15 protein-coding genes and 2 tRNA genes are annotated in these 23,548 nt (G+C 63.7%); 9 read left to right on the top strand and 8 right to left on the bottom strand.

Annotated elements, in window-relative coordinates:
• Positions 1–28 precede the first annotated feature (28 nt).
• Positions 29–1,171, bottom strand: a complete 1,143-nt coding sequence (locus AWB72_RS15030) for a glycerate kinase (RefSeq protein ID WP_208863149.1) — start codon at positions 1,169–1,171, stop codon at positions 29–31.
• Between the two features lie 527 nt (positions 1,172–1,698).
• Here AWB72_RS15030 and tig point away from each other — a divergent pair.
• The 7 genes from tig (at position 1,699) to AWB72_RS14995 (ending at position 10,545) form a co-directional block, all read left to right on the top strand.
• On the top strand, positions 1,699–3,045 hold the full coding sequence (gene tig, locus AWB72_RS15025) for a trigger factor (protein WP_040048519.1): 1,347 nt from the start codon (positions 1,699–1,701) through the stop codon (positions 3,043–3,045).
• Positions 3,046–3,183: 138 nt separating this feature from the next.
• Positions 3,184–3,837, top strand: coding sequence for an ATP-dependent Clp endopeptidase proteolytic subunit ClpP (clpP, locus tag AWB72_RS15020; protein WP_014191278.1), 654 nt, complete (start codon positions 3,184–3,186; stop codon positions 3,835–3,837).
• A 170-nt stretch (positions 3,838–4,007) separates the two neighbouring features.
• Positions 4,008–5,279, top strand: a complete 1,272-nt coding sequence (gene clpX, locus AWB72_RS15015; RefSeq protein WP_008349753.1) for an ATP-dependent Clp protease ATP-binding subunit ClpX — start codon at positions 4,008–4,010, stop codon at positions 5,277–5,279.
• Positions 5,280–5,466: 187 nt separating this feature from the next.
• Positions 5,467–7,890 (top strand): endopeptidase La, encoded by a 2,424-nt coding sequence (gene lon / locus AWB72_RS15010; protein ID WP_040048518.1) that lies wholly within the window; start codon positions 5,467–5,469, stop codon positions 7,888–7,890.
• Between the two features lie 273 nt (positions 7,891–8,163).
• Positions 8,164–8,239 (top strand) — tRNA-Val (locus tag AWB72_RS15005).
• Between the two features lie 35 nt (positions 8,240–8,274).
• Positions 8,275–8,351: transfer RNA gene (locus AWB72_RS15000), tRNA-Asp, on the top strand.
• Between the two features lie 271 nt (positions 8,352–8,622).
• Entirely contained in the window at positions 8,623–10,545 is a 1,923-nt protein-coding gene (locus AWB72_RS14995; protein ID WP_040048517.1) for a SurA N-terminal domain-containing protein, read from the top strand.
• 121 nt (positions 10,546–10,666) lie between these two features.
• Here the strand turns inward: AWB72_RS14995 and AWB72_RS14990 are convergent, their stop codons facing one another.
• Positions 10,667–11,008 carry a hypothetical protein gene (locus AWB72_RS14990; protein ID WP_040048516.1) on the bottom strand — a complete coding sequence of 114 codons (342 nt, stop codon included), beginning with the start codon at positions 11,006–11,008 and terminating at the stop codon, positions 10,667–10,669.
• Between the two features lie 125 nt (positions 11,009–11,133).
• A complete protein-coding gene (locus AWB72_RS14985) occupies positions 11,134–11,826 on the bottom strand; it encodes an arylesterase (protein WP_040048515.1) in 693 nt (230 codons plus the stop codon).
• On the opposite strand from AWB72_RS14985, the gene AWB72_RS14980 reads away from it, so the two are divergent.
• A complete protein-coding gene (locus tag AWB72_RS14980) occupies positions 11,825–12,526 on the top strand; it encodes an ABC transporter ATP-binding protein (RefSeq protein ID WP_040048514.1) in 702 nt (233 codons plus the stop codon). The two genes, AWB72_RS14985 and AWB72_RS14980, sit on opposite strands and share 2 nt — an antisense overlap.
• A 22-nt stretch (positions 12,527–12,548) precedes the next feature.
• Here AWB72_RS14980 and pgi read toward each other — a convergent pair whose 3' ends face one another.
• The 3 genes from pgi to AWB72_RS14965 form a co-directional block, all read right to left on the bottom strand.
• The gene (pgi, locus tag AWB72_RS14975) at positions 12,549–14,171 is read right to left on the bottom strand and encodes a glucose-6-phosphate isomerase (RefSeq protein ID WP_040048513.1); all 1,623 of its coding nucleotides are present in this window, start codon (positions 14,169–14,171) and stop codon (positions 12,549–12,551) included.
• A 168-nt stretch (positions 14,172–14,339) separates the two neighbouring features.
• Positions 14,340–15,887, bottom strand: a complete 1,548-nt coding sequence (locus AWB72_RS14970) for a bifunctional ADP-dependent NAD(P)H-hydrate dehydratase/NAD(P)H-hydrate epimerase (RefSeq protein WP_040048599.1) — start codon at positions 15,885–15,887, stop codon at positions 14,340–14,342.
• Between the two features lie 77 nt (positions 15,888–15,964).
• Complete coding sequence (locus AWB72_RS14965; protein WP_087128152.1) at positions 15,965–17,257, bottom strand: FAD-dependent oxidoreductase; 1,293 nt, start codon at positions 17,255–17,257, stop codon at positions 15,965–15,967.
• Positions 17,258–17,648: 391 nt separating this feature from the next.
• Here AWB72_RS14965 and purL point away from each other — a divergent pair, with 391 nt between their 5' ends.
• Positions 17,649–21,686 carry a phosphoribosylformylglycinamidine synthase gene (purL, locus tag AWB72_RS14960; protein ID WP_040048511.1) on the top strand — a complete coding sequence of 1,346 codons (4,038 nt, stop codon included), beginning with the start codon at positions 17,649–17,651 and terminating at the stop codon, positions 21,684–21,686.
• 117 nt (positions 21,687–21,803) lie between these two features.
• On the opposite strand, the gene AWB72_RS14955 is transcribed toward purL, so the two are convergent.
• The gene (locus tag AWB72_RS14955; protein WP_040048510.1) at positions 21,804–22,541 is read right to left on the bottom strand and encodes a DUF5131 family protein; all 738 of its coding nucleotides are present in this window, start codon (positions 22,539–22,541) and stop codon (positions 21,804–21,806) included.
• Between the two features lie 49 nt (positions 22,542–22,590).
• On the bottom strand, positions 22,591–23,418 hold the full coding sequence (gene tcmP, locus AWB72_RS14950) for a three-Cys-motif partner protein TcmP (RefSeq protein ID WP_244285637.1): 828 nt from the start codon (positions 23,416–23,418) through the stop codon (positions 22,591–22,593).
• Positions 23,419–23,548 lie beyond the last annotated feature (130 nt).

Raw genomic sequence — 23,548 nt, 5'->3', positions numbered from 1 at the left:
AGCACCGCGCACGCGCCCACCAAGCCGCTTAGACCGTCCCGAACCGCAGCCGCGTGAGCTGTTCCGCTTCGTTCGCGAGCAGCCGCGCGGCGTCGCGGATGGCGACATCGAGCGAAATGGGACCCGGCGCGGGCGAGAAGCATCCGCTGAAATATTCGGACAGACGCGGCAGCGCGGCCGCATCCACCGCGCCGGAGAGCAGCGACGCCGGCACGCCCGCCGCGCGTGCATGCTTGCAGGCGATGAACGGCGCCTTGCCGTGAAGCGTCTGCACATCGGAGCGTCCTTCACCCGTGATCATCCAGTTCCCGCCTTCGAGCGCAGCGTCTAGACCGATCTCGCGCGCCACCACTTCCGCGCCCGTTTCGAACCGCGCGCCGAGCATGTGCAGCGCGAAGCCGAGGCCGCCCGCCGCGCCCGCGCCCGGTTCGTTTCGCTTGGCGACGCCCATCGCCGGTTCGAGCCGATCCGCGAAGTGGGCGAGGGCGGCGTCGATGACCTCGATCTGTTCGGGCGTCACGCCTTTTTGCGGCCCGAAAATGGCCGTCGCGCCGTGCTCGCCGTTGAGCGGATTATCGACATCGGACATGCCGACGAATTCCACTTCTTTCAGGCGCGGATCCAGCCCCGAAGCGTCGATCCGCTCGATCTTCGGGAGCGACGACGGCACCGGCGCAAGCTCCTGTCCGTCCGCGTCGAAGAGCTTGAGTCCGAGGCCGACGAGCAGGCCCGCGCCGCCATCGTTCGTACTGCTGCCGCCGAGCGCGACGAAAAAGCGCCGCGCGCCCGAATCGAGCAGCGCGCGGATCGCTTCGCCCATGCCGAGCGTGCTGCGTTCGGTGACCGGCACGGCCATACCGTCTGGATCGGTGATGCCGACCACTTCCGCCGTTTCGATGATCGCGCTGCCGTCGGCGAGCAGGCCCGTCGCGGCGTCGCGACGCGCCGACCCCGCGCCGCGCACATTCAGGAGGCGCCGTTCGCCGCCCGCGGCGAGCATCGCGTCGAGGGTGCCTTCGCCGCCATCGGCCATCGGGCGAATGCGGATTTCGGCGTCCGGCCGCGCGCGTCTGATGCCTTCCGCGATCGCATTCGCGACACCTTCGGCGGAGAGCGATCCCTTGAACGAATCGGGAGCGATGACGACTACGGGAGCGGGCGCGGCTGGCATGACGTTAGGCATGGTGTCTCGAATGTTCTGATAGTGGACGAAAAACGATGGTTGAAAAGCCGCGGCGACGCCTCATGTATGCCATTCCGGCATACCGGCAATTCATCGAGGCAATGCACGCGGCTTGCGCGATCAAGCTGAACGGTCCAGCTTATCAGCGCCCCGCGCGCGGCAAAATAGCCGCGCTTCGATAGCGGGAATTGTGCGTCCGCGGCGTTCATCGCGAAAACGCGGATTTACGCCAAAACCCGGCCCTAAAACGGCCAAAATCGCGGGCAAACGGCGTGAAACGCAGCATGCACGTCCTGTAAAGCGAGGGCCGTCTGATTTGTTTGCTAGAATGGCTGGCTCTGTTGGCTGACTCGCTCGGCGACGGTCCGGGCGTTCTTCGGAAGGCGCGCTGCAGCGCTCTCCTGAACATCGGGCTTCGCTCGGCGGAGCGCCAGCGGCCCCCAACGGACCCGCGCCTTTAGAACCGCGGAAGAACCGAACACCGAACATCGATTTACTCTAGGACGATTGAAGCCATGGCTAACGTAGTTGAAAACCTCGGCAAGCTCGAACGCCGCCTGACCATTTCCCTGCCGAAAGACACGGTGCAGAAGGAAGTGGATTCGCGCATCCGCCAGTTGGCCAAGAACGTGCGCATGCCGGGTTTCCGCCCGGGCAAGGTGCCGCTCAAGATGGTCACGCAGCAGTACGGCGGCCAGGTCGAGGCCGAAGTGCTGAGCGACAAGGTCGGCAAGGAGTTCTTCGATGTCACGCGCGCTGAAAACCTGCGCGTCGCGGGCCAGCCGAGCTTTGCCCCGAAGACCGAAGCCGCGGCCGACGCCTACGCTTTCGACGCGACCTTCGAAATCTATCCGGAAGTGAAGCTGGGCGATGTAGCGACCGCTGAAATCGAGCGCACCGTGACGACCATCTCCGAAGCGGAAGTGGATCGCACGCTGGACATCCTGCGCAAGCAGCGCGTCCATTTCCACGCACGCGGCGAAAGCGGCGAGCACGGCGACGGCGGCGCGGACACGGCAGCCAAGGACGGCGACCGCGTCACGCTGGACTTCGTCGGCAAGCTGGATGGCGTCGAATTCGAAGGCGGCAGCGCACAAGACTTCGCGTTCGTGCTCGGCGAAGGCCGCATGCTGCCGGAATTCGAACAAGCCGCGACGGGCCTGAAGGTCGGCGAAACGCGCGAATTCGACCTCAAGTTCCCGGACGACTATCACGGCAAGGATGTCGCCGGAAAGACGGCGCAATTCACGATCACTGTGAAAAAGATCGAATGGCCCCATCTGCCGGAAGTCGACGCCGATTTCGCGAAGTCGCTCGGTATCGAAGACGGCGATCTCACGAAGATGCGCGCCGAAATCAAGGACAACCTCGAGCGCGAAGCCAAGCGCCGCACGCAGCAGATCGTGAAGAACCAGGTGATGGACGCGCTGCTGAAGATTTCCGAGCTGGACGTGCCGAAGGCGCTCGTCGAGCAGGACCAGCAGCGTCTCGTCGACATGGCTCGTCAGGACCTGCAACAGCGCGGCGTGCCGAACGCGGCCGACGCCCCGATCCCGGCCGAAATGTTCGCCGAGCAAGCCGAGCGTCGCGTGAAGCTGGGCCTCGTTCTCGCCGAGCTGGTGAAGGCCAACGAACTGCAGGCAAAGCCCGAGCAGATTCGCGCTGAAGTCGACGAATTCGCGAAAAGCTACGAAGACCCGAAGGAAGTCGTCCGCTGGTATTATTCGAACCAGCAGCGCCTCGCCGAAATGGAAGCGTACGTCGTGGAAAGCAACGTCGTCGAATTCGTGCTCGGCAAGGCCAAGGTGACCGACAAGGAAGTCAGCTTCGAGGAACTGGCCAGCGCAACGGCGCAAGCCTGACGCGAATGGCCGAGGGGCGTGCGGTGTCGTCGATGGCGGCCCGCACGCCTTTTTTGCATTAAAGTTTGAGCTTGCCCATGCCGTTTGAATGGCTGTTCCTTCGTCGTTCAGTACCCCTATTCCGAACAAGGAAATTGCATGACCTTTCGCGCTGAATTGCTCGACACGCTGGCGTCCCATGCTCCGCGGGACTTCGAAGCCCAGGCGCTCGGCCTCGTTCCGATGGTCGTGGAAACGAGCGGCCGCGGCGAGCGTGCCTATGACATCTACTCCCGCCTCCTGAAGGAGCGCGTGGTGTTCCTCGTTGGCGAAGTCAATGACCAGTCGGCGAATCTCGTTGTCGCGCAGTTGCTGTTCCTCGAAAGCGAGAATCCGGACAAGGACATCAGCCTGTACATCAACAGCCCGGGCGGCTCGGTTTCGGCCGGCATGGCCATCTACGACACGATGCAGTTCGTGAAGCCGGATGTCTCCACGCTGTGCATGGGACTTGCTGCCAGCATGGGCGCTTTCCTGCTGGCGTCGGGTGCGAAGGGCAAGCGCGTCGCGCTGCCCAATGCCCGCGTGATGATCCACCAGCCGCTCGGCGGCGCGCGCGGCCAGGCGTCGGATATCGAAATTCAGGCGCGGGAAATCCTGTACCTGAAGGAACGTCTCAACCAGTTGCTGTCGCATCACACCGGTCAGCCGGTCGAGCGCATTGCGCGCGACACGGATCGCGACAACTTCATGTCCGGCGACGACGCGCAAGCCTATGGCATCGTCGACCAGGTGCTGCACAAGCGTCCCTGAAGGCGTCCGGAGCGGCGCCGCACCGGGCCTGTGAAACAGGGCCGGTCAAATGCGGATGGCGCATGCGGCGCAACGCCAAAACGTGCTTCGGCCGGGCCACGCGGGCTAATCTGCGTGGCCGGATCGAAGGGCGTATCATGTAATGACAGTGTCCGGAGGCTTACACTTTTATGGCGGACAAAAAAGGTTCCAGCAGCGAAAAGCTGCTGTATTGCTCGTTTTGCGGAAAGAGCCAGCATGAGGTGAAAAAACTCATCGCTGGGCCGTCGGTATTCATCTGCGATGAATGTATCGACCTGTGCAACGAGATCATTCGCGATGAGGCGGCCGGCGCGGCGGAAGAGGCCGGGCTGACCAAGTCCGACCTGCCGAGCCCGCAGGAAATCAGCGATATCCTGAATCAGTACGTGATCGGCCAGGAACGCGCGAAGAAGATTCTCGCGGTGGCCGTGTACAACCACTACAAGCGGCTCAAGCATCTCGACAAGAAGGACGACATCGAGCTGTCGAAGAGCAACATTCTGCTGATCGGGCCGACCGGCTCCGGCAAGACGCTGCTCGCGCAGACGCTCGCGCGCATGCTGAACGTGCCGTTCGTCATCGCGGACGCGACCACGCTCACCGAAGCGGGTTATGTCGGCGAAGACGTCGAGAACATCATTCAGAAGCTGCTGCAGAACTGCAACTACGAAGTCGACAAGGCGCAGCGCGGCATCGTCTATATCGATGAAATCGACAAGATCAGCCGCAAGTCGGACAACCCGTCGATCACGCGCGACGTGTCCGGTGAGGGCGTGCAGCAGGCGCTCCTGAAGCTGATCGAGGGCACGATGGCGTCGGTGCCGCCGCAAGGCGGTCGCAAGCATCCGAACCAGGATTTCATCCAGGTCGATACGACCAACATCCTGTTCGTCTGCGGCGGCGCGTTCGACGGGCTCGAGAAGGTCATCACGGATCGCACCGAGAAGACCGGGATCGGGTTCGGCGCGAGCGTGAAGAGCAAGCAGGACCGCGACGCAGGCGAAGTGCTGCGCGAAGTCGAGCCGGAAGATCTGATCAAGTTCGGCCTGATTCCGGAACTGATCGGCCGTCTGCCCGTCGTGGCGACGCTCGGCAAACTGGACGAAGCCGCGCTCGTCAAGATCCTGATCGAGCCGAAGAACGCGCTGGTGAAGCAGTATCACAAGCTCTTCGCCATGGAGCGCGTGGAACTGGAGATTCGTCCGGCTGCGTTGCAGGCCATCGCGCAGAAGGCGATTCGCCGCAAGACCGGCGCGCGCGGGCTGCGTTCGATTCTGGAACAGGCGTTGCTCGACGTTATGTACGAACTGCCGACAATGAAAGGCGTTTCGAAGGTGATCGTCGATGACAATACCATCGACGGCGACGGCAAGCCGTTGCTCATCTACGAAGATGCGCCGAAAGTAGCAGGGTCGAACTAACTCGGGCTGTGTGTCGGCGAAAGGCCGTTCATGGCGACGTGAACGGCCTTTGTTTATTTTTTCGGTTTATCTTGTGGACGTTTGCTGACGATCTTGGACTACCGACTTTTCACTTCCGATAAAGGCTTGCAATAGCTCTTAACGGCCTTACTTACGAACGAACCGATTCCATTCATGGGGAAATGAAATGTCAGGAACCCAACTCCTCCCGCAGGAACGCATCACGCTGCCGCTGCTCCCGCTGCGCGACGTAGTCGTGTTCCCGCACATGGTGATTCCGCTCTTCGTTGGGCGGCCCAAGTCGATCAAGGCTCTCGAAGCCGCGATGGAAGGCGGCAAGCACATCATGCTCGTCGCCCAGAAAACCGCGGCGAAGGATGAGCCAACCGAAAAAGACATGTACGAAGTGGGATGTGTCGCCAACATCCTGCAAATGCTGAAGCTGCCCGACGGCACGGTCAAGGTGCTCGTCGAAGGCTTGCAGCGCGCGAAGACGCTGTCCATCGAAGAACAGGAAACGCAGTTTTCCTGCGATGTGATGCCGCTCGAACCGGACCACGCCGACAGCGCCGAAACCGAAGCGCTGCGCCGCGCGATCGTCTCGCAGTTCGATCAGTACGTGAAGCTCAACAAGAAGATTCCGCCCGAGATCCTGACGTCGCTGTCGGGTATCGACGAGGCGGGTCGTCTGGCGGACACCATCGCCGCGCATCTGCCGCTCAAGCTCGATCAGAAGCAGCACATCCTCGAGATGTTCCCGGTCATCGAGCGTCTCGAGCATCTGCTCGCGCAGCTCGAAGCCGAAATCGACATCCTCCAGGTCGAGAAGCGCATCCGTGGGCGCGTGAAGCGTCAGATGGAGAAGAGCCAGCGCGAGTACTACCTGAACGAGCAGGTCAAGGCCATCCAGAAGGAACTGGGCGAAGGCGAAGAGGGCGCGGATCTCGAAGAACTCGAGAAGCGCATCACCGCCGCGCGCATGCCCAAGGAAGCCAAGAAGAAGGCCGATGCCGAGCTGAAGAAGCTCAAGCTGATGTCGCCGATGTCCGCTGAAGCGACCGTCGTGCGCAATTACATCGACACGCTGATCGGCTTGCCGTGGCGCAAGAAGAGCAAGGTCAACAACGACCTCTCGAATGCGGAACGCGTGCTGGACGAAGACCACTTCGGTCTCGAAAAGGTCAAGGAACGCATTCTCGAATATCTCGCGGTTCAGCAACGCGTCGAGAAGGTGAAGGCGCCGATTCTGTGCCTTGTCGGGCCTCCGGGCGTCGGCAAGACGTCGCTCGGGCAGTCCATCGCGCGCGCGACGAACCGCAAGTTCGTGCGCATGGCGCTCGGCGGCGTGCATGACGAGTCGGAAATTCGCGGTCACCGCCGCACGTATATCGGCTCCATGCCGGGCAAGATTCTGCAAAGCCTGGCCAAGGTCGGCGTACGCAATCCGCTTTTCCTGCTCGACGAAGTCGACAAGATGGGCATGGATTTCCGTGGCGATCCGGCATCCGCGCTGCTCGAAGTGCTCGATCCGGAACAGAACCACACGTTCGCGGACCATTACATCGAAGTGGACTTCGACCTGTCGGACGTGATGTTCGTCGCGACGTCGAACTCGCTGAACATTCCGCCGCCGCTGCTCGACCGGATGGAAGTCATCCGTCTCTCGGGTTATACGGAAGACGAGAAGGTCAGCATCGCGCAGCGTTATTTGTTGCCGAAGCAGAAGCGCAACAACGGCCTGAAAGAAGGCGAGATCGACGTCACGGAACAAGCCATCCGCGACATCATTCGCTACTATACGCGTGAAGCGGGCGTGCGTTCGCTCGAGCGTGAAGTGTCGAAGATCTGCCGCAAGGTCGTGAAGATGCTGCTGTTGAAGAAGGCCGAAGGCGCGGTGAAGGTCGACGGCTCGAATCTCGACACCTTCCTCGGCGTGCGCAAGTACGACTTCGGTCTGGCCGCGAAGGAGAACCAGATCGGTCAGGTCACGGGTCTCGCGTGGACGGAAGTCGGCGGCGATCTGTTGACGATCGAAGCGGCGGTGATGCCCGGCAAGGGCGGCGTGATCCGCACCGGTTCGCTCGGGGACGTGATGAAGGAATCCGTCGAAGCGGCGCGCTCGGTGGTGCGTTCGCGTTCGCGTCGTCTCGGCATCACGGACGAGTCGTTCGAGAAGAAGGACATTCACATCCACGTGCCTGAAGGCGCGACGCCGAAGGACGGTCCGTCCGCCGGTATCGCGATGACCACGGCGCTGGTGTCGGTGCTGACCGGTATTCCGGTCCGCGCGGATGTCGCGATGACGGGCGAAATCACGCTGCGCGGCGAAGTGCTGCCGATCGGCGGGTTGAAGGAGAAGCTGCTGGCAGCGCATCGCGGCGGCATCAAGCTCGTGCTGATCCCTGAGGAAAACACGAAGGATCTGGCCGACATTCCCGACAACGTGAAGAACGCCATCGAGATCGTGCCGGTGCGGTGGATCGACCGTGTGCTGGAGCTTGCGCTCGAGCGCTCGCCGGAGCCGCTGCCGGAAGAGGAAGCGAAGGCGACGCCGGTCGCTGCGGAAACGCAGAAGGACCAGCCCGCTTCGGGCGATGTCGTGAAGCACTGAGGCATCGTCGGCAGCGCGGTTGAACGCCGCGTTGCGGAAAGAGCAGGGATGAAAACCCGCGGCATCGTCCGCGGGTTTTTTTATTTCAAGGGCATGTGCAATCGCGTGACGGCTCGCTTGCTACGAAGGCAGCAAAAATTCCCATGACGCGCTGGCAAAGCGCTGAACGATGCGCTAAACTAGCTGACTCGCTGGATACGGAACTTCTAACCGAGTCCGTCAGCGAGAGCAGCAAGCGAAGGCAGCAGGCGCAAGCCGAAAGAATGGCGGAACGGGTGCTTAGCTCAGTTGGTAGAGCGGCGCCCTTACAAGGCGTAGGTCGGGAGTTCGAGCCTCTCAGCACCCACCAGTTTCCCATTCATCGTTTCGCTGCGCGTCAGTTCAGGAGCGGTAGTTCAGTCGGTTAGAATACCGGCCTGTCACGCCGGGGGTCGCGGGTTCGAGTCCCGTCCGCTCCGCCAGAATCAATCAGAAATCCCGTTGGCCTCGCGGCTCGCGGGATTTTTGTTTTGCGAGCGCATCGTTAAATGTCCTAACGAATGCGCTTATTCCGTTCGCAAGAACGCTGCGTAAATCGTCCGTCAATCGATCAGCAAGTCTCTGAAAACGCAAGCGACCGATGCCGCCAGCGAGCCTCCTCGAAGCGACACAGACGCAATTCCACCCCGCCTTTCGCCTTTTCCTCGCCCACTGTTGTAATATCGAGCGTTTTGTCTACACGCAGCGCTCAGCATGCTCGACTTTTTCCGCAATCACCAGCGCCTGATGATGGCCTTGCTGATCCTCCTGATCGTGCCCGGACTGGGTATCGTCGGGATTCAGGGCTTCAGCAACTTCTTCGACGAACGCGCTTACGTCGCCAGCGTGAACGGTCACAAGATCACGCGCGCCGAATACGACAGCGCCTTCAGGCAGCAAGTAGACCGCGCCCGCTCCATGCTCGGCGCGCAGTTCGATCCCAAAATGTTCGATACGCCCGAAACGCGTAGCGCGATGGTCGACAGCCTCGTGCAGCAGCGCGCCATGTCGGACGAGACGCAGCGGCTGCATCTCACCGCTTCGGACGACGCCGTGCGCCGCGCGCTCCTGGCCGACCCCGGCATCGCGTCGCTGCGCAAGCCGGACGGCACCATCGACGTCGATCGCTACAAGCAGCTCCTCGCGATGCAGGGCATGACGCCCGCGCAGTACGACGAGCGCATGCGCTACACCATCGCGAATCAGCAGATTCCGGCGAGCATTCAGCAGAGTTCGTTCACGTCCAAGTCGCTGGCGCAGAGCCTGACCGAGCTTGCCGAGCAGCGCCGCGCCGTGCAGGGCATGTTGCTGCGCACCGCCGATTACGCCGCCAAGGTGCAGCCGACCGACGCGCAGTTGCACGCCTATTACGACGCGCATCGCAACGAATTCGCGACGCCCGAGACGGCCACGATCCAGTATCTGGTGCTGTCGCCGGCGACGCTCGCGGCGGCATCCAAGCCGAGCGACGCCGATCTCAAGAAGTTCTACGACGACAACATCCAGCGCTATCGCACGGAAGGCCAGGTGCGCGCAAGCCATATTCTCGTGAACGCGCCGAAGGACGCCAGCGCCGCCGACAAGGCGAAGGCCAAGCAGAAGGCCGAGTCGCTGCTCGCGCAAGTGAAGGCGCATCCGGACCAGTTCGCGGAAATCGCGCAGAAGAATTCGGACGATCCCGGCTCGGCGAGCAAGGGCGGCGATCTGGGCTACTTCGCGCGCGGGCAGATCGCGGGCGGCAAGGCGTTCGACGACGCCGCGTTCGGCCTCAAGAAGGGCGAGGTCAGCAACATCGTCGAATCCGATTTCGGCTATCACATCATCCAGGCGACGGACGTAAAGCCGGCCGTCACCAAGCCGTTCGACGAAGTGAAGGATTCGATCGCCAAGGACTACGCCGCGCAGGAAGGCTCGAACGCGTTCGCAGCCGCCGCGACAGGCCTGAACGATATCGTCTACGAGAAGGCGAAGTCGCTGCAGCCCGCCGCCGACAAGTACAAGCTGACGATCCAGACCGCGACTGTCACGCCGAAAGCGAATCCGCAACTGCCGCAGGACAACCCGCTCAACAACGGGAAGTTCCTCGCCGCCGTCTTCGCGCCGGATTCGGTGAAGGAGCACAACAACACGCAAGCCATCGACGTCGGCAACAACACGTTGATCGCGGCGCGCGTGACCGACTACAAGGCGTCCACCGTGCCCGCGTTCGACGCGGTGAAGGACGCGGTGCGCGGCAAGGTCGTCGCCGAAATGGCGAGCGCCCAGGCGCGCAAGGAAGGCGAGGCGAAGCTGGCCGACCTGCAGAAGTCGAAGTCGACGGAAGGCTTTACGTCGCCGATCACGGTTTCGCGCAACGACGCGCAAGGCCTGCCGCCCGCGGCGCTGAGCGCCGTCTTCAAGGCCGACGCATCGAAGCTGCCGACTTACGTGGGCGTCGATCTCGGCGCGGACGGTTACGCGATCTATCGCGTGAACGGTATCGAAAAGGCGGCGCCCGTCGCGGCGGACCGTCTCGCGGGCGCGCAGCAGCAGATCGCGCAGCGCTACGCGGAAGCCGAGATGGACGCGTATCTCGATGCGCTCAAGGCGCGTTCGAAGGTGAAGCTGAGTCACGCGTCCGTGGCGTCGACAAACTAAGGCGTGATCGCATCAGCGTAAAAAACCCCGCTTCGGAAACGAAGCGGGGTTTTTGTTTTGCAGCACGCCTGAACCGCGCACGCCGATGTCTCGGAACACCGGCGCGCGGGTATCGCTGTGCTTACAGGCAGCCCTGGATATCGCCGGTGGCGTCGCTGCCGGCTGCACCCGCCGCGCGGAAGCCGACCCACGTGCCCGGACCCGACCACGACGGACGCACCACGGCCGCTGCGCCGTTCGGCGGCTGCTGGCCGGGCACGAACACGTCGAGCGCCTGATCGTTCGCGAGCGTGTCCTGCGAAATGACCTGCTGTTGCGACTTCTGCGCCCATTTCTCGGAAATGCATTGCGCGACCGCCTTCGGCGCTTTCTGGCTCGTGCCGACTTGCTGCACGCCCGCAGGCGGCTGGGCCGCACAAGCCGAAATCGCGACGGTCAATGCGAGCAGGGAGAAGTATTTCACGTGACCTCCTTAATGATTCGCTCTCTGGTGAGCGGGGTTATTAGAGTGACGCGAAAGTCTCAGATAACTGAATCGTGGCCGTCTTTCCGCGTTTAGTCGAAGCGCTGACGCGGCCGGCGTCCTGGTTATTGGGACGCGCCGGCGCCCAGCAAAGGTTTCAACGTTGGCCAGACATTGTTCAATAGCAAAGGCTGAGCCTGCACCGTCGGATGAATTTGGTCGGACTGGAACATCGTGGGCTTGTCCGCGATGCCCGCCAGCAGAAAAGGCACGAGCGCCACCTTCTTGTCTTTTGCGATGCGCTCATACACCGCGTGGAACTTCTGCGAATAGTCCGGGCCGTAATTGGAAGGAACGTACATGCCGATGAGCAGAACCTTGGCGTGCGCGGCGAGCGACGCATCGACGATGCCGCGAAGGTTCGTCTCGGTGGTCGCGAGCGGCACACCGCGCAATGCATCGTTCGCGCCGAGTTCGACGATCACGACCGCCGGCTTGATGCGCGTCAGCACGGCAGTGAGCCTCGCGCGTCCACCGCTCGTGGTGTCGCCGCTGATGCTCGAATTGGCGACGCTATAATCGAAGCGCTCTTTTGCCAGCCGCTCGCGCAGCAGATTGACCCAGCCCGTATCGCGCGGCAAGCCATATTCGGCCGAGAGGCTGTCGCCCAGCACGACGATCGCGGGCTTCGTTTGAGGCGCAAGCGCCGCCTGCGCCTCGGCTGCATCGACGTTCGACGCCGCCGCCGCGAGCATCGCGCTCGTCATGGCGGCCCGGATGAAACCGCGCGCGCTCCAGTTCTTTTTCAAGGTGTCCATGCAAAACAATATCGAGCCGGTCATCGAAGTACGGGGATTAAGCAAGCGGGTGAAGGACGCAACGGGCGAGCTCACGATTCTCGACCAGATCGATCTTTCCATCGCGAAGGGCAGCAGCGTGGCGATCGTCGGCGCATCGGGCTCGGGCAAGTCGACTCTGCTCGGCCTGCTCGCGGGATTGGACAGCGCGAGCGAGGGCTCGGTTCGCCTGCTGGGCAAGGAGCTATCGACGCTCGATGAAGACCAGCGCGCCGCGCTCAGGAGCGGCGCGGTTGGCTTCGTGTTTCAGTCGTTCCAGTTGATGCCGCATCTGACCGCGCTCGAGAACGTGATGCTGCCGCTCGAATTGCGCGCCGAGATGCCGCACGATCAGATTGCCGAGCGCGCGCGGTCGCTGCTCGACCAAGTCGGCCTTGCCGCGCGGACGCGGCATTATCCGAAGCTGCTGTCGGGCGGCGAGCAGCAGCGCGTGGCGCTCGCGCGCGCGTTCGTCACGCATCCGGCGGTGCTGTTCGCCGACGAACCCACCGGCAGCCTCGACGCCGCCACGGGTTACGCGATCATCGATCTGATGTTCGAGATGAACAAGCGCAACGGTGCGACGCTCGTCCTCGTCACGCACGATCCCGAACTCGCCGAACGCTGCGATGCGACGGTGACGATCGAAGCAGGGCGGCTCGTCAACGGCCTGAGCGTCTAGCCATCAACGAACCGTTCCCAATTCAGCGCTTGAGCGCCTTGCGCGCGCGCTCGATCAACGCGGACGTCGACGAATCGTGCTTCGATGCATCGACGCTCGCCGCGGTGATATCCGCTTCGACGACCTTGCCGAGAATCTTGCCCAGCTCCACGCCCCACTGATCGAACGAGTTGACGTTCCAGACCGTGCCCTGCACGAGCACCTTGTGTTCGTAGAGCGCGATCAGCGCGCCCAGCGTTTGCGGCGTGAGCGCGTCGAGCATGATGGTCGTGGTCGGCCGGTTGCCGGGAAAGCTCTGATGCGTCGCGAGTTCTTCCTTGCCCGGACCCGCGACCTTCTTCGCTTCTTCGAGCGTGCGGCCGAGCATCAGCGCTTCGCTTTGCGCGAAGCAGTTGGCGAGCAGCTTCGCATGATGATCGACGAGCGGATGCTCCGGCGTCAGCACGGCGATAAAGTCGATCGGGATGAGCGTCGGTCCCTGATGCAGCATCTGGAAGAACGCGTGCTGGCCGTTCGTGCCCGGCTCGCCCCAGATCACGGCGGCGGTGGGGTAGTCGACCATGCCGCCGTCGAGCGTCGCGGACTTGCCGTTGCTTTCCATCTCAAGCTGCTGGAGATACGACGGCAGATAGTGCAGCGCCTGCGAATACGGCGCGATCAGATCGCTTTGCGAGCCGAAGAAATTGCGATACCAGATGCCGATCATGCCCATCAGCACGGGCAGGTTCTCGGCGAGCGGCGCTTCGCGGAAATGGCGGTCCATCTGGTCCGCGCCTTCGAGCAGCGCATCGAAGTTCTTCGGACCGACGGACAGCATGATCGACAGACCGACCGCCGACCACAGCGAGTAACGCCCGCCGACCCAGTCCCACATCTCGAAGACATTCTCCTTCGCGATGCCGAACTTCACGACTTCCGCCGGATTCGCCGACACCCCGACGAAATGCTTCGACAGTTGATCTTCCGGGCAGCCTTGCTGGATGAACCAGTTGCGCATCGAGTGCGCGTTGGTCATGGTTTCGAGCGTGGTGAAGGTCTTCGAGACGACGATCGCGAGCGTCTCTTCGGCGTCGATCTGCTCGAGCACGTTGTAAAGATCGGCGCCATCGACGTTGGAAACGAAATGCGTATCCAGTTCCTTCGACGCGAGATGATGCAGCGCGTGCACGACCATCTTCGGCCCGAGATCCGATCCGCCGATGCCGATGTTCACCACGTGACGAATGCGCTTGCCGGTATAGCCGGTCCACGCGCCGTCGCGCACCTTGTCGGCGAACGCGGCCATCTTCGCCTTTTCTTTCTGCACCTGTTCGTGGAAGGGCGCGTCAGGCGACTGCGCGCGCAACGCGGTATGCAGCACCGCGCGTCCTTCCGTGATGTTGACGATATCGCCATTGAACATCGCGTCGCGGCGCTTCGTGACGCCGGCTTCTTCGGCGAGCTGGATTAATAGCTCGAGCGTGGCGTCGGTGATGCGGTTCTTCGAGAAATCGATCGTGAGTCCGCCGCCTTCGAACGTCAGGCGCTCGGCGCGCGTCGGCGCGGTGTCGTTTTGCGGCGCGAACCAGTCGCGCAGGCGCTCGCCGGAGATGGCATCGTAATGCGATTGGAGCGCCGACCAGGCAGGAAGCGAATTGAGCGTCATAGCGGTCTGATAGTCGAGAGTGACAGGAGAAAACGTCCGTGCGAATGCGGTTCGGCGCGGCGGCGTGCGACGATCATCGGATGTTCGTCGAATGCAGCCGGCGCCGCTGCGGTTGCCCGAATCAAAAGGGAGTATAGCGACGATGCGTGAACGGATGCTTGCAACGCGTCACGCGCGGTCCGCATAAAAACGGCGATTGATGAGACTGCGCACTTCGGGCGCAAGCTCGCCCGCAGTCAGACCCGCGGGACCGATGCCTTGCGCGGTCAGCGTCTGTGCCGCCAGCCCGTGGAGATAGACGCCCGCGAGTGCGGCTTCGTACGCGGGAAGTTTCTGGGCCAGCAATGCTCCGATCAATCCGCCGAGCACGTCGCCGGTGCCGCCGGTCGCGAGCCCGGCATTGCCCGTCGGATTCACGGCGACGCGGCCGTCCGGCGATGCGATCACCGTACCCGAGCCTTTCAGCACGGCGACGGCGGCAAAGCGCGCCGAAAGCCGTCGCGCGGCATCGATGCGATCGCTTTGCACGGCCTTGGCGTCCGTCTCCAGGAGGCGTGCGGCTTCGAGCGGATGCGGCGTCAGAATGCACGGATCGCCCGCCTGGCCGCGCGCGGCGACTTCGGCGGCGAGCGCGTCGTCCTCGGCGACGAGATTGAGCGCGTCGGCATCGAGAAGCTTCGGCATGTCGAGCTTGAGCACGTCCGCGAGGATTTTCTTCGCGCGATCGCTTTTGCCCATTCCGCAGCCGATGGCGAGCGCATCCATCTTGTCGAGCGCGAAGCCGTCGACGTGATGCAGCATGAGTTCCGGATGCGGCGGATCGTAGGGCGGGCCGCCTTCGCCGAGAAACGCGACGTGCACCTTGCCCGCGCCGCCGTAGAGCGCCATGCGCGCGGCGAGAATCGGCGCGCCGCACATGCCCGTATCGCCGCCGACGACCGCCAGCGTGCCGAACGTGCCCTTGTTGGTCGCGTAGTCGCGCGGCGGCATGTGCCCGCGAAACAGCGACGTCGCGTTTAGCACGACGGACGGCGCGGCGAGCGGTTCGACATCGAGCGTCGCGACTTTCAGTTCGCCGCACAGATCGCGCCCCTCGGCGGTCATCAGGCCCGGCTTCGCGCCGATGAACGTCACCGTGACGTTCGCGCGCACCGCTTCGCCGCCGCCGACGCGCGCGCCGGTATCGCTGTCGAGGCCGCTCGGAATGTCGAGCGCGAGCACGCGGCCCGAGCCGCGGGCGCGACGTGCCATGCGGGCCGCGATAGTCGCGAACACGCCGTCGAGCGCGCGCGTGAGGCCGATGCCGAACATGCCGTCGACGAGCCAGCCGTATTCATCGAACGATGCGGGCGGCTGTCCTTCGATGCTCACGCCCGCCGCGCGCGCCGCTTCGAGCGCCCAGCGCGCGTCGTCGGGTTTGACTTCGATGGGCATGCACACGCGCACCGCCACGCCCGCGCGATGCAGTTGCTCCGCGACGACGAGCGCATCGCCGCCATTATTGCCGGGGCCCGCCGCGATCCAGACGGGCAGCGCGGGCGAATCGGGATCTCGCGCGATGGCGTCGAGCAGATAGTGCGCCGCCGCCGCGCCCGCGCGCCCCATCAGCGTATGCGGCGGCAGCGCGGAAGCGGCGCGCGCCTCGATCGTGCGCAGTTCGGCGAGCGTGAAGAGCGCGATGGCGTCGTCGTCGGGCGTTAAGTAGGGAGCGGTCATGTTGGCGCGGGGGCGTGGGTCAATGATCGACGAATCGGCGAGCGCTCCGGCCCGCACCATTCGTGCCACCCCGCGCGTCAGAAGCGTTCGATGCTGAGCGCCGCGAGCGCATCGGCGGGAATATCGGGCGTGAGACCGGAGACGAGATCCGCGACCACTTTAGCAGACCCGCACGCGAGGCCCCAGCCGGCCGGGCCGTGCGCGGCGTTCACGAAAAGACGCGGATGCCGCGTCGCGCCGACGACCGGCAGGCCATCGACGGAAAGCAGCCGCAAGCCGTCCCACGCGCGCGCGGCCGATACGCGCGCCGCGCCCGGAATCCAGTCGTGCGTGCCCTGGCTGAGCACGTCGAGCGCGCGGCGGGCGAGGGCGGCGTCGATCGGCTTGTCGGCCTTGGACACGCTCTGAAAGACGCCCGCGCCGCCCACGCGCAGGCGCTGGTTCACACGCGTCATCGTGATGCGCTTCACCGAATCCACGACCGTCGTGTGCGGCGCGCGCTCCTCGTACGCGACGGGCGCGGTGAGCGTGTGCAAGCGCAGCGGATACAGCGCGGACATCGATTTCGAGCCGTTCAGCAGCGCGGGCGTGTCGGCGCCTGCGGCAACGACGATCGCGTCGGCGGCGATGGTTTCGACGTCGCTCGCGCGCTTCTTGTCGTCCTTCGCGCCCGACAGCTGGATCACCGCGCGCCGTTCCTCCAGCCGCACCGACGCCACTTCGCGATTCATGTGGAACTGCACGCCGCCGTCGTCGAGAATCTGCTTGATCTGCTTCGTGAATAGCGGGCAGTTGGCCGTGCGCGCCTCGGGCAGCAGCACGCCGCCGGCGAACGCGGGATCGTCGGGCACGGAAGGCTCCGCCGCGACGCATTCCTCCGGCGACAACAGCCGGTATGGCACGCCGAAGCTCTTGAGCAGGTCGATGGCCGGCTGCGCCTCTTCCAGTTCCCGCGCATGGCGGAACACGTGCAGCATGCCGGCGCGCTGCTCGCAATCGAGCTGGTGCGTCGTTTCCATCTCGACGATCGCACGATGCGAAACTTCGACGAGCGGCCGCAACAGCCCACATTGCGCGGCGAACGCGTCCTTGTCGCGCAGCCGGCCGAGCTGCTTCAGGAAAGCGCGCGCGGTGCCGTCGAAACCGGTCTTGACGAGCATCCCGCTCTGCTTGGCGCGATTCGACGCCATGAACGTCGGACCGAACCAGACGTCGAGCGGCGAGGGCAGCAAGGCGCCGCCCTGGCCATAGGTCGCGCCCTGGGCAACGGTCGCGTGACGTTCGATCACGCAGACGCGATGCCCGGCCGCGTGTAACTGATAGGCAGTGGCGATGCCGGCGATTCCTCCGCCGATGACGATGACATCCATGACTTTTTCGTGCCCGAAGGCGGGACATTGCACGGCGGAACGACGCAAAAGGCGCCGGAGAGCCGCATGTTCTCACGGTAAAACGGCAGGCGCGGCGGCGTGCCGCGCCCGAAGAAAGCGCGCCATGATAGCGCCAAATTCGCCGCAAAGGGACCGCCGGCCGGGACGCCGCGCGCACGCTTTCCCGGCCCACCGGCATTTCAGGATAAGGCATGAAAGAAGCGCTACGCGCGGCGCGCGGACGCGACGGGCCGGCCGCACCGGCCCCGTCCGATTTCGAGACGTATCCGGGTTATAATCGCGGTCTTCCTTTTCGCCTCACGCCGCTTTGCACACTCGGCGCTCCGAGTGCCGTCGAGCGGCTCACAGACGTCATCGACGCATCGTCACAATGGCCCACTTCTCGTGTTTCCCCGGCGCTTCGGCCCTCTCCGATTTCCGTCAGACCCGTCTTCTCGAAACGCTCGTCAAGATCGACGCGAATATCGTCGGCGTGCGCGGGCAATTCCTGCATTTCGTCAACTCGTCCGAGCCGCTCGCCGACGAGGAAACGAACCGCATCCACGCGCTGATGCACTACGGCGCACCGTTCGAGGAGCCGAAGGAACGCGGCCATGTCGAGACGTTCATGGTCGTGCCGCGCTTCGGCACGGTGTCGCCGTGGGCGAGCAAGGCGACCGACATCGCGCATCATTGCGGGCTTGCGACGGTGCGGCGCATCGAGCGTGGCGTCGAGTACTCGGTCATCGTGAAGAGCGGTCTGCTCGGCGGCAAGAAGGTGCTGACCGACGAAGCGCGCGCCCGCGTGGCCGCCGCGCTGCACGACCGCATGACGGAAAACGTCGTCGCCTCGCGCGATCAGGCGCTGCATCTCTTCGATGAACTGCCCGCGAAGCCGTTGCAGACGGTCGATATCATCGGCACGGGGCGCAAGGCGCTCGAAGCCGCGAACACGGAACTCGGGCTCGCGCTGGCCGAAGACGAGATCGACTATCTGGTGAATGCGTTCGAAAGCCTGAAGCGCAATCCGACCGATGTCGAGCTGATGATGTTCGCGCAGGCCAACAGCGAGCACTGCCGCCACAAGATTTTCAACGGCGAATGGACCATCGACGGCGACAAGCAGGACATGTCGCTGTTCCAGATGATCCGCAACACCGAGAAGCTGAATCACGAAGGGACGATCGTCGCTTATTCGGACAACTCGGCGATCATGCAGGGCGGCATCGCGGAGCGCTGGTTCCCGCGCGGCGACAGTGAGCACTACGAGCGTCACGTCGAACTGACGCACACGCTGATGAAGGTCGAGACGCACAACCACCCGACCGCCATTTCGCCGTTCGCGGGCGCGGCGACGGGCTCGGGCGGCGAAATCCGCGACGAAGGCGCGACGGGACGCGGCGCGCGTCCGAAGGCCGGTCTCGCGGGCTTCACTGTGTCGAACCTCGATCTGCCCGACGCGCGTCAGAAGTGGGAAAACGCCCGCGACAGCGCCACGCCGCTGCCGTCGCGCAATCCCGCCGATCAGCACGAGCCGTATGGCCGCCCGGAGCGCATCGCGTCGCCGTTGCAGATCATGATCGACGGCCCGATCGGCGCGGCCGCTTTCAACAACGAATTCGGCCGCCCGAACCTCGGCGGCTACTTCCGCACTTACGAGCAGAACGTGGCGGGCCGCGTGCGCGGCTATCACAAGCCGATCATGATCGCGGGCGGCATCGGCAATATCTCGGACCAGCACACTCACAAGCACGATCTGCCGGCCGGCACGCTCCTGATCCAGATCGGCGGGCCGGGCATGCGCATCGGCATGGGCGGGGGCGCGGCATCGTCGATGGCGACCGGCGCGAACACCGCCGAACTCGATTTCGATTCGGTCCAGCGCGGCAATCCTGAAATTCAGCGCCGCGCGCAGGAAGTGATCAACGCGTGCTGGCAGCAAGGCGAGCGCAACCCCATTCTCTCGATCCACGACGTCGGCGCGGGCGGCATTTCGAACGCGTTCCCGGAACTCGTCGATGGCGCGGGCAAGGGCGCGCGCTTCGAGTTGCGCAAGGTTCAGCTCGAGGAAACCGGTCTGTCGCCGCGCGAAATCTGGTCGAACGAAGCGCAAGAGCGCTACGTGCTGGCCATCGCGCCGGCCGATCTGCCCGCGTTCGAGGCGATCTGCGAGCGCGAGCGCTGCCCGGTGGCGGTCGTCGGCGTCGCGACCGACGAGCGTCAGCTCAAGCTCATCGACGATGAAAACGAAGGCCAGGAACCCGTCGACATGCCGATGGACGTGCTGCTCGGCAAGCCGCCCAAGATGCATCGCGACGTGACGCGCGAAACGGCGCGCTTCGAGCCCGTCGATGTGACCGGCCTGATGCTGTCGGAAGTCGCGGTCGATGTGCTCAAGCATCCGAGCGTCGCGAGCAAGTCGTTCCTCATCACCATCGGCGATCGCTCGGTGGGCGGCACGACCGCGCGCGATCAGTTCGTCGGTCCGTGGCAAGTGCCGGTCGCCGATTGCGCGATCACGACGATGGACTACGCGGGCTTCCGCGGCGAAGCGATGACGATGGCCGAGCGCACGCCGCTCGCCGTCATCGACGCGCCCGCGTCCGGCCGCATGGCGGTCGGCGAAGCGGTGACGAACATCGCGTCGGCACCGATCGAGTCGCTGGGCAAGCTCAAGCTGTCAGCGAACTGGATGGCCGCGTGCGGCAGCGCGGGCGAGGACGCCGCGCTCTACGACACGGTGAAGGCCATCGGCATGGAACTGTGCCCGGCGCTCGGCATCAGCATTCCGGTCGGCAAGGATTCGCTGTCGATGCGCACGAAGTGGCAGGACGCGCGCGGCGCGCAGAAGGAAGTGGTGTCGCCGGTGTCGCTGATCATCTCGGCGTTCGCGCCGGTCGAGGACGTGCGCCGCCACCTGACGCCGCAACTGGCCGCCGATACGAACACCGTGCTGATCGCGATCGATCTAGGCCGCGGGCGCAATCGCCTGGGCGGCAGCATTCTCGCGCAGGTGACGCAGCAAGTCGGCGACGCGACGCCCGACGTCGACGATCCCGAAGACCTGAAGCGCTTTTTCGCCGCGATCCAGTCGCTCAACGCCGATGGCAAGCTGCTCGCGTACCACGACCGCTCCGACGGCGGCCTGTGGGCGACGGTCTGCGAAATGGCGTTCGCGGGGCACGTGGGCGTGTCGCTGAACGTCGACATGCTGACGCTCGACGCGAACCACGAATCCGATTACGGCGACGCGAAGGACTGGGCCAAGCAGACGAGCGGCCGCCGCGACGATCGCACGCTGCGCGCGCTCTTCAGCGAGGAACTGGGCGCGGTGGTGCAGGTGCGCGCATCGGACCGCGACGCGGTGCTCGGCGCGTTGCGCGCGCATGGGCTGTCGGCGTGCTCGCATGTGATCGGCAAGCCGAACGAGAACGACGCGATCGAAATCTATCGCGACGCGAAGAAGATCTACGGTGCGCCGCGCGTGGAGCTGTATCGCGCGTGGAGCGAGGTGAGCTGGCGCATCGCGCGTCTGCGTGACAACCCTGCGTGCGCCGACGCCGAATACGACGCGCTGCTCGATGCGGCCGATCCGGGCCTCTCGCCGGTGCTGACCTTCGATCCGGCGGATGACGTCGCGGCTCCTTTCATCGCGACGAACAAGCGCCCGCGCGTGGCGATCCTGCGCGAGCAGGGCGTCAACTCGCATCTGGAAACGGCGTACGCGTTTGATCGCGCCGGCTTCGACGCGCACGACGTCCACATGAGCGATCTGCTCGAAGGCCGCGCGACGCTCGCGGATTTCGCGGGCGCGGTGGCGTGCGGCGGCTTCTCGTACGGCGACGTGCTCGGCGCGGGCGAGGGCTGGGCGAAGACCATCCGCTTCAATCCGCGTCTCGCGGACATGTTCGCGGCGTTCTTCGGCCGCCCGGACACCTTCGCGCTGGGCATCTGCAATGGCTGCCAGATGATGTCGAGCCTGGCGTCGATCATTCCGGGCGCGGAAGCGTGGCCGAAGTTCACGCGCAACAAGTCGGAGCAGTTCGAGGCGCGCTTCTCACTCGTCGAAGTGCAGAACTCGCCGTCGATCTTCTTCGCGGGCATGGAAGGTTCGCGCATTCCGGTCGCGGTCGCGCACGGCGAAGGTTTCGCGGACTTCTCGCAACAGGGCGATGCAAACCACGCGCTCGTGGCGATGCGTTACGTCGATCATCGCGGGAACGCGACGGAAAGCTATCCGTTCAACCCGAACGGCTCGCCGCAGGGCATTACGTCGGTGACGACGCCCGATGGCCGCTTCACCGTGCTGATGCCGCATATGGAGCGCGTGCATCGCAATGTGCAGATGAGCTGGACGCCGGATGACTGGGCCACCGACGCGAGCCCGTGGCTGCGCGTATTCCAGAATGCGCGGCGGTTCCTGGGGTAATGTCGGGCGCTGACGTGAAGTAGATCGAAGACACCCCGGAGCTTGCGCTTCGGGGTGTTTTTGCTGGTGCGGGGCGACGCTGCTGCTATTCGCCCCAGCATTCCACCACCGAAGCAATCAGGTCACGAGCGTAAGCAAAATGCCCTTGTTCTGAGGCATCGCGTCGTACGTGCGCCCGTTGAGCAGCCGCCCGGTTCTGTCCTTTCGTACGCCCCCCCACTGCTTGAAGAAGAATGCTGCGCGCTGCGTATGGCACTGTCGACGAATGGATTGGACCCATTTTTCGTTGATAGGTCTCGCTCCGGGGCCTGATTCGCCCCCGACGATTACCCAGTCGATGCCAGCAAGCGGCAGGTTATCAAGAGGTCCTATCAGCGGCTCACACGACAAGAACTTGACCATTGCAGGGGTGGCTGCCAGGTGATCGACACGCTCGACCACCCGCTCATTTTCCACGCTAACCCCCATCCAGACGTTCGAAGGCCATGGAAGAAGAGGGGCAAGCTCAAATAGACGACGGGAGCGCTTCGTCAGCACTTGATAGGTGTGCTGCGGTGTCGCCACCATCGTCTCGAAGACGCGCTGAATGAAATCGAGTGGAACGGCATCTTGGAAGAGATCGCTCATCGAGTTAACGAACACGGTGCGCGGCTTCTTCCATTTCAGAGGCAAACCGATCAAGTCTTCATGCAGCGTCGGGGCGAACTCGAACTCATAGCGCGCGCTGCCCATCGCTTTCAGCCGCTTGGCCATCCGCTCAGCATAACAATGCTTGCAGCCCTGACTGATCTTCACACATCCCGTAACGGGATTCCACGTCATCTCTGTCCACTCGATTCCTGTCTTGGTCGCCATCGGATTGCCTGCCTAGGTTAGTTCGACGGAGTGTAGGAGCCTGTCCCTCCTAGAACAAGTCCTTTTGCGCCTTGTCGTCTCGTCCTACGTCGTTCCATAACTTCTCCGCAAGAGGATGACGTTTCAACATGATCAGGCGATACAAGGGACCATTCTTACTATTTTTTATCAACGGCATCATGTCTGCAGCAGTCATATTCGCCGTCCGTTCAACGAGAGCCTTCCAATAGTCAAGGAAGGCGTTGATGAAGGCGCTCTTCGGCAAGTGACTGAGTTCGATCGCCTCCCGCCAACCGGGGGCAATGCGTTCGAGTCGCGCGCCAGATGCGACCGCTTCCCGTTCGATGTTCCGCTGAATGTCCATGACGCTGAAATGAACCAGAATATCGATTCGATTAAGGCGGGAAAGCGCAAGGATGATCTCGAAGTCGAGATGCTCCGCGCTAAACGGATCGAGAAAAGCAAGGTTCAATCCGCGAGGCAAATCGCAAATGACCCGGTGCACCGTCTCCGACGCCGCACCCACATAGGCATGCACGCAAGCGCCGAACGTCTCCAGCCGTTTCCGGCAAAATTCCACGGACCGCTGGTCCAGATCGCCAATGAATACGTCCGAGAAGGACGGACCACCGTTGGCGCACGACGCCTTCCACGCTGCCAACGCGCCGCCATCGCGAAATGCATTCGTTTGCCGCTCAACGACTCTGCCCGGGCCGCAGAATAGATCGATGTATGACGCATGAGGCCACCTCATCCTGGCTCCGCGAGATGCGCCAACATAGTCGACCAGCATATCGTGCTTGTGGCCGGACCAACTGCCGACGACCATCGCATCCATGCCGTCTTCCTGGTCAATCTTGAATTTTTCGTCTGTCATACCGTTTGCACCCCATCAACGCTAACGGAACAATCTTCAGGACGACGCAGGAACTGCGATAGTCGAATTATCCGAAAAGAAGCTTGGTTAGCCGAACGGCAGATGAGACCATCAAAAAGAAACGCCCCAG

This window comes from Caballeronia concitans (genome assembly GCF_001544615.1).
Taxonomy (GTDB): Bacteria; Pseudomonadota; Gammaproteobacteria; order Burkholderiales; family Burkholderiaceae; genus Caballeronia; species Caballeronia concitans.
This window is presented reverse-complemented; position numbering and strand designations above follow the sequence as displayed.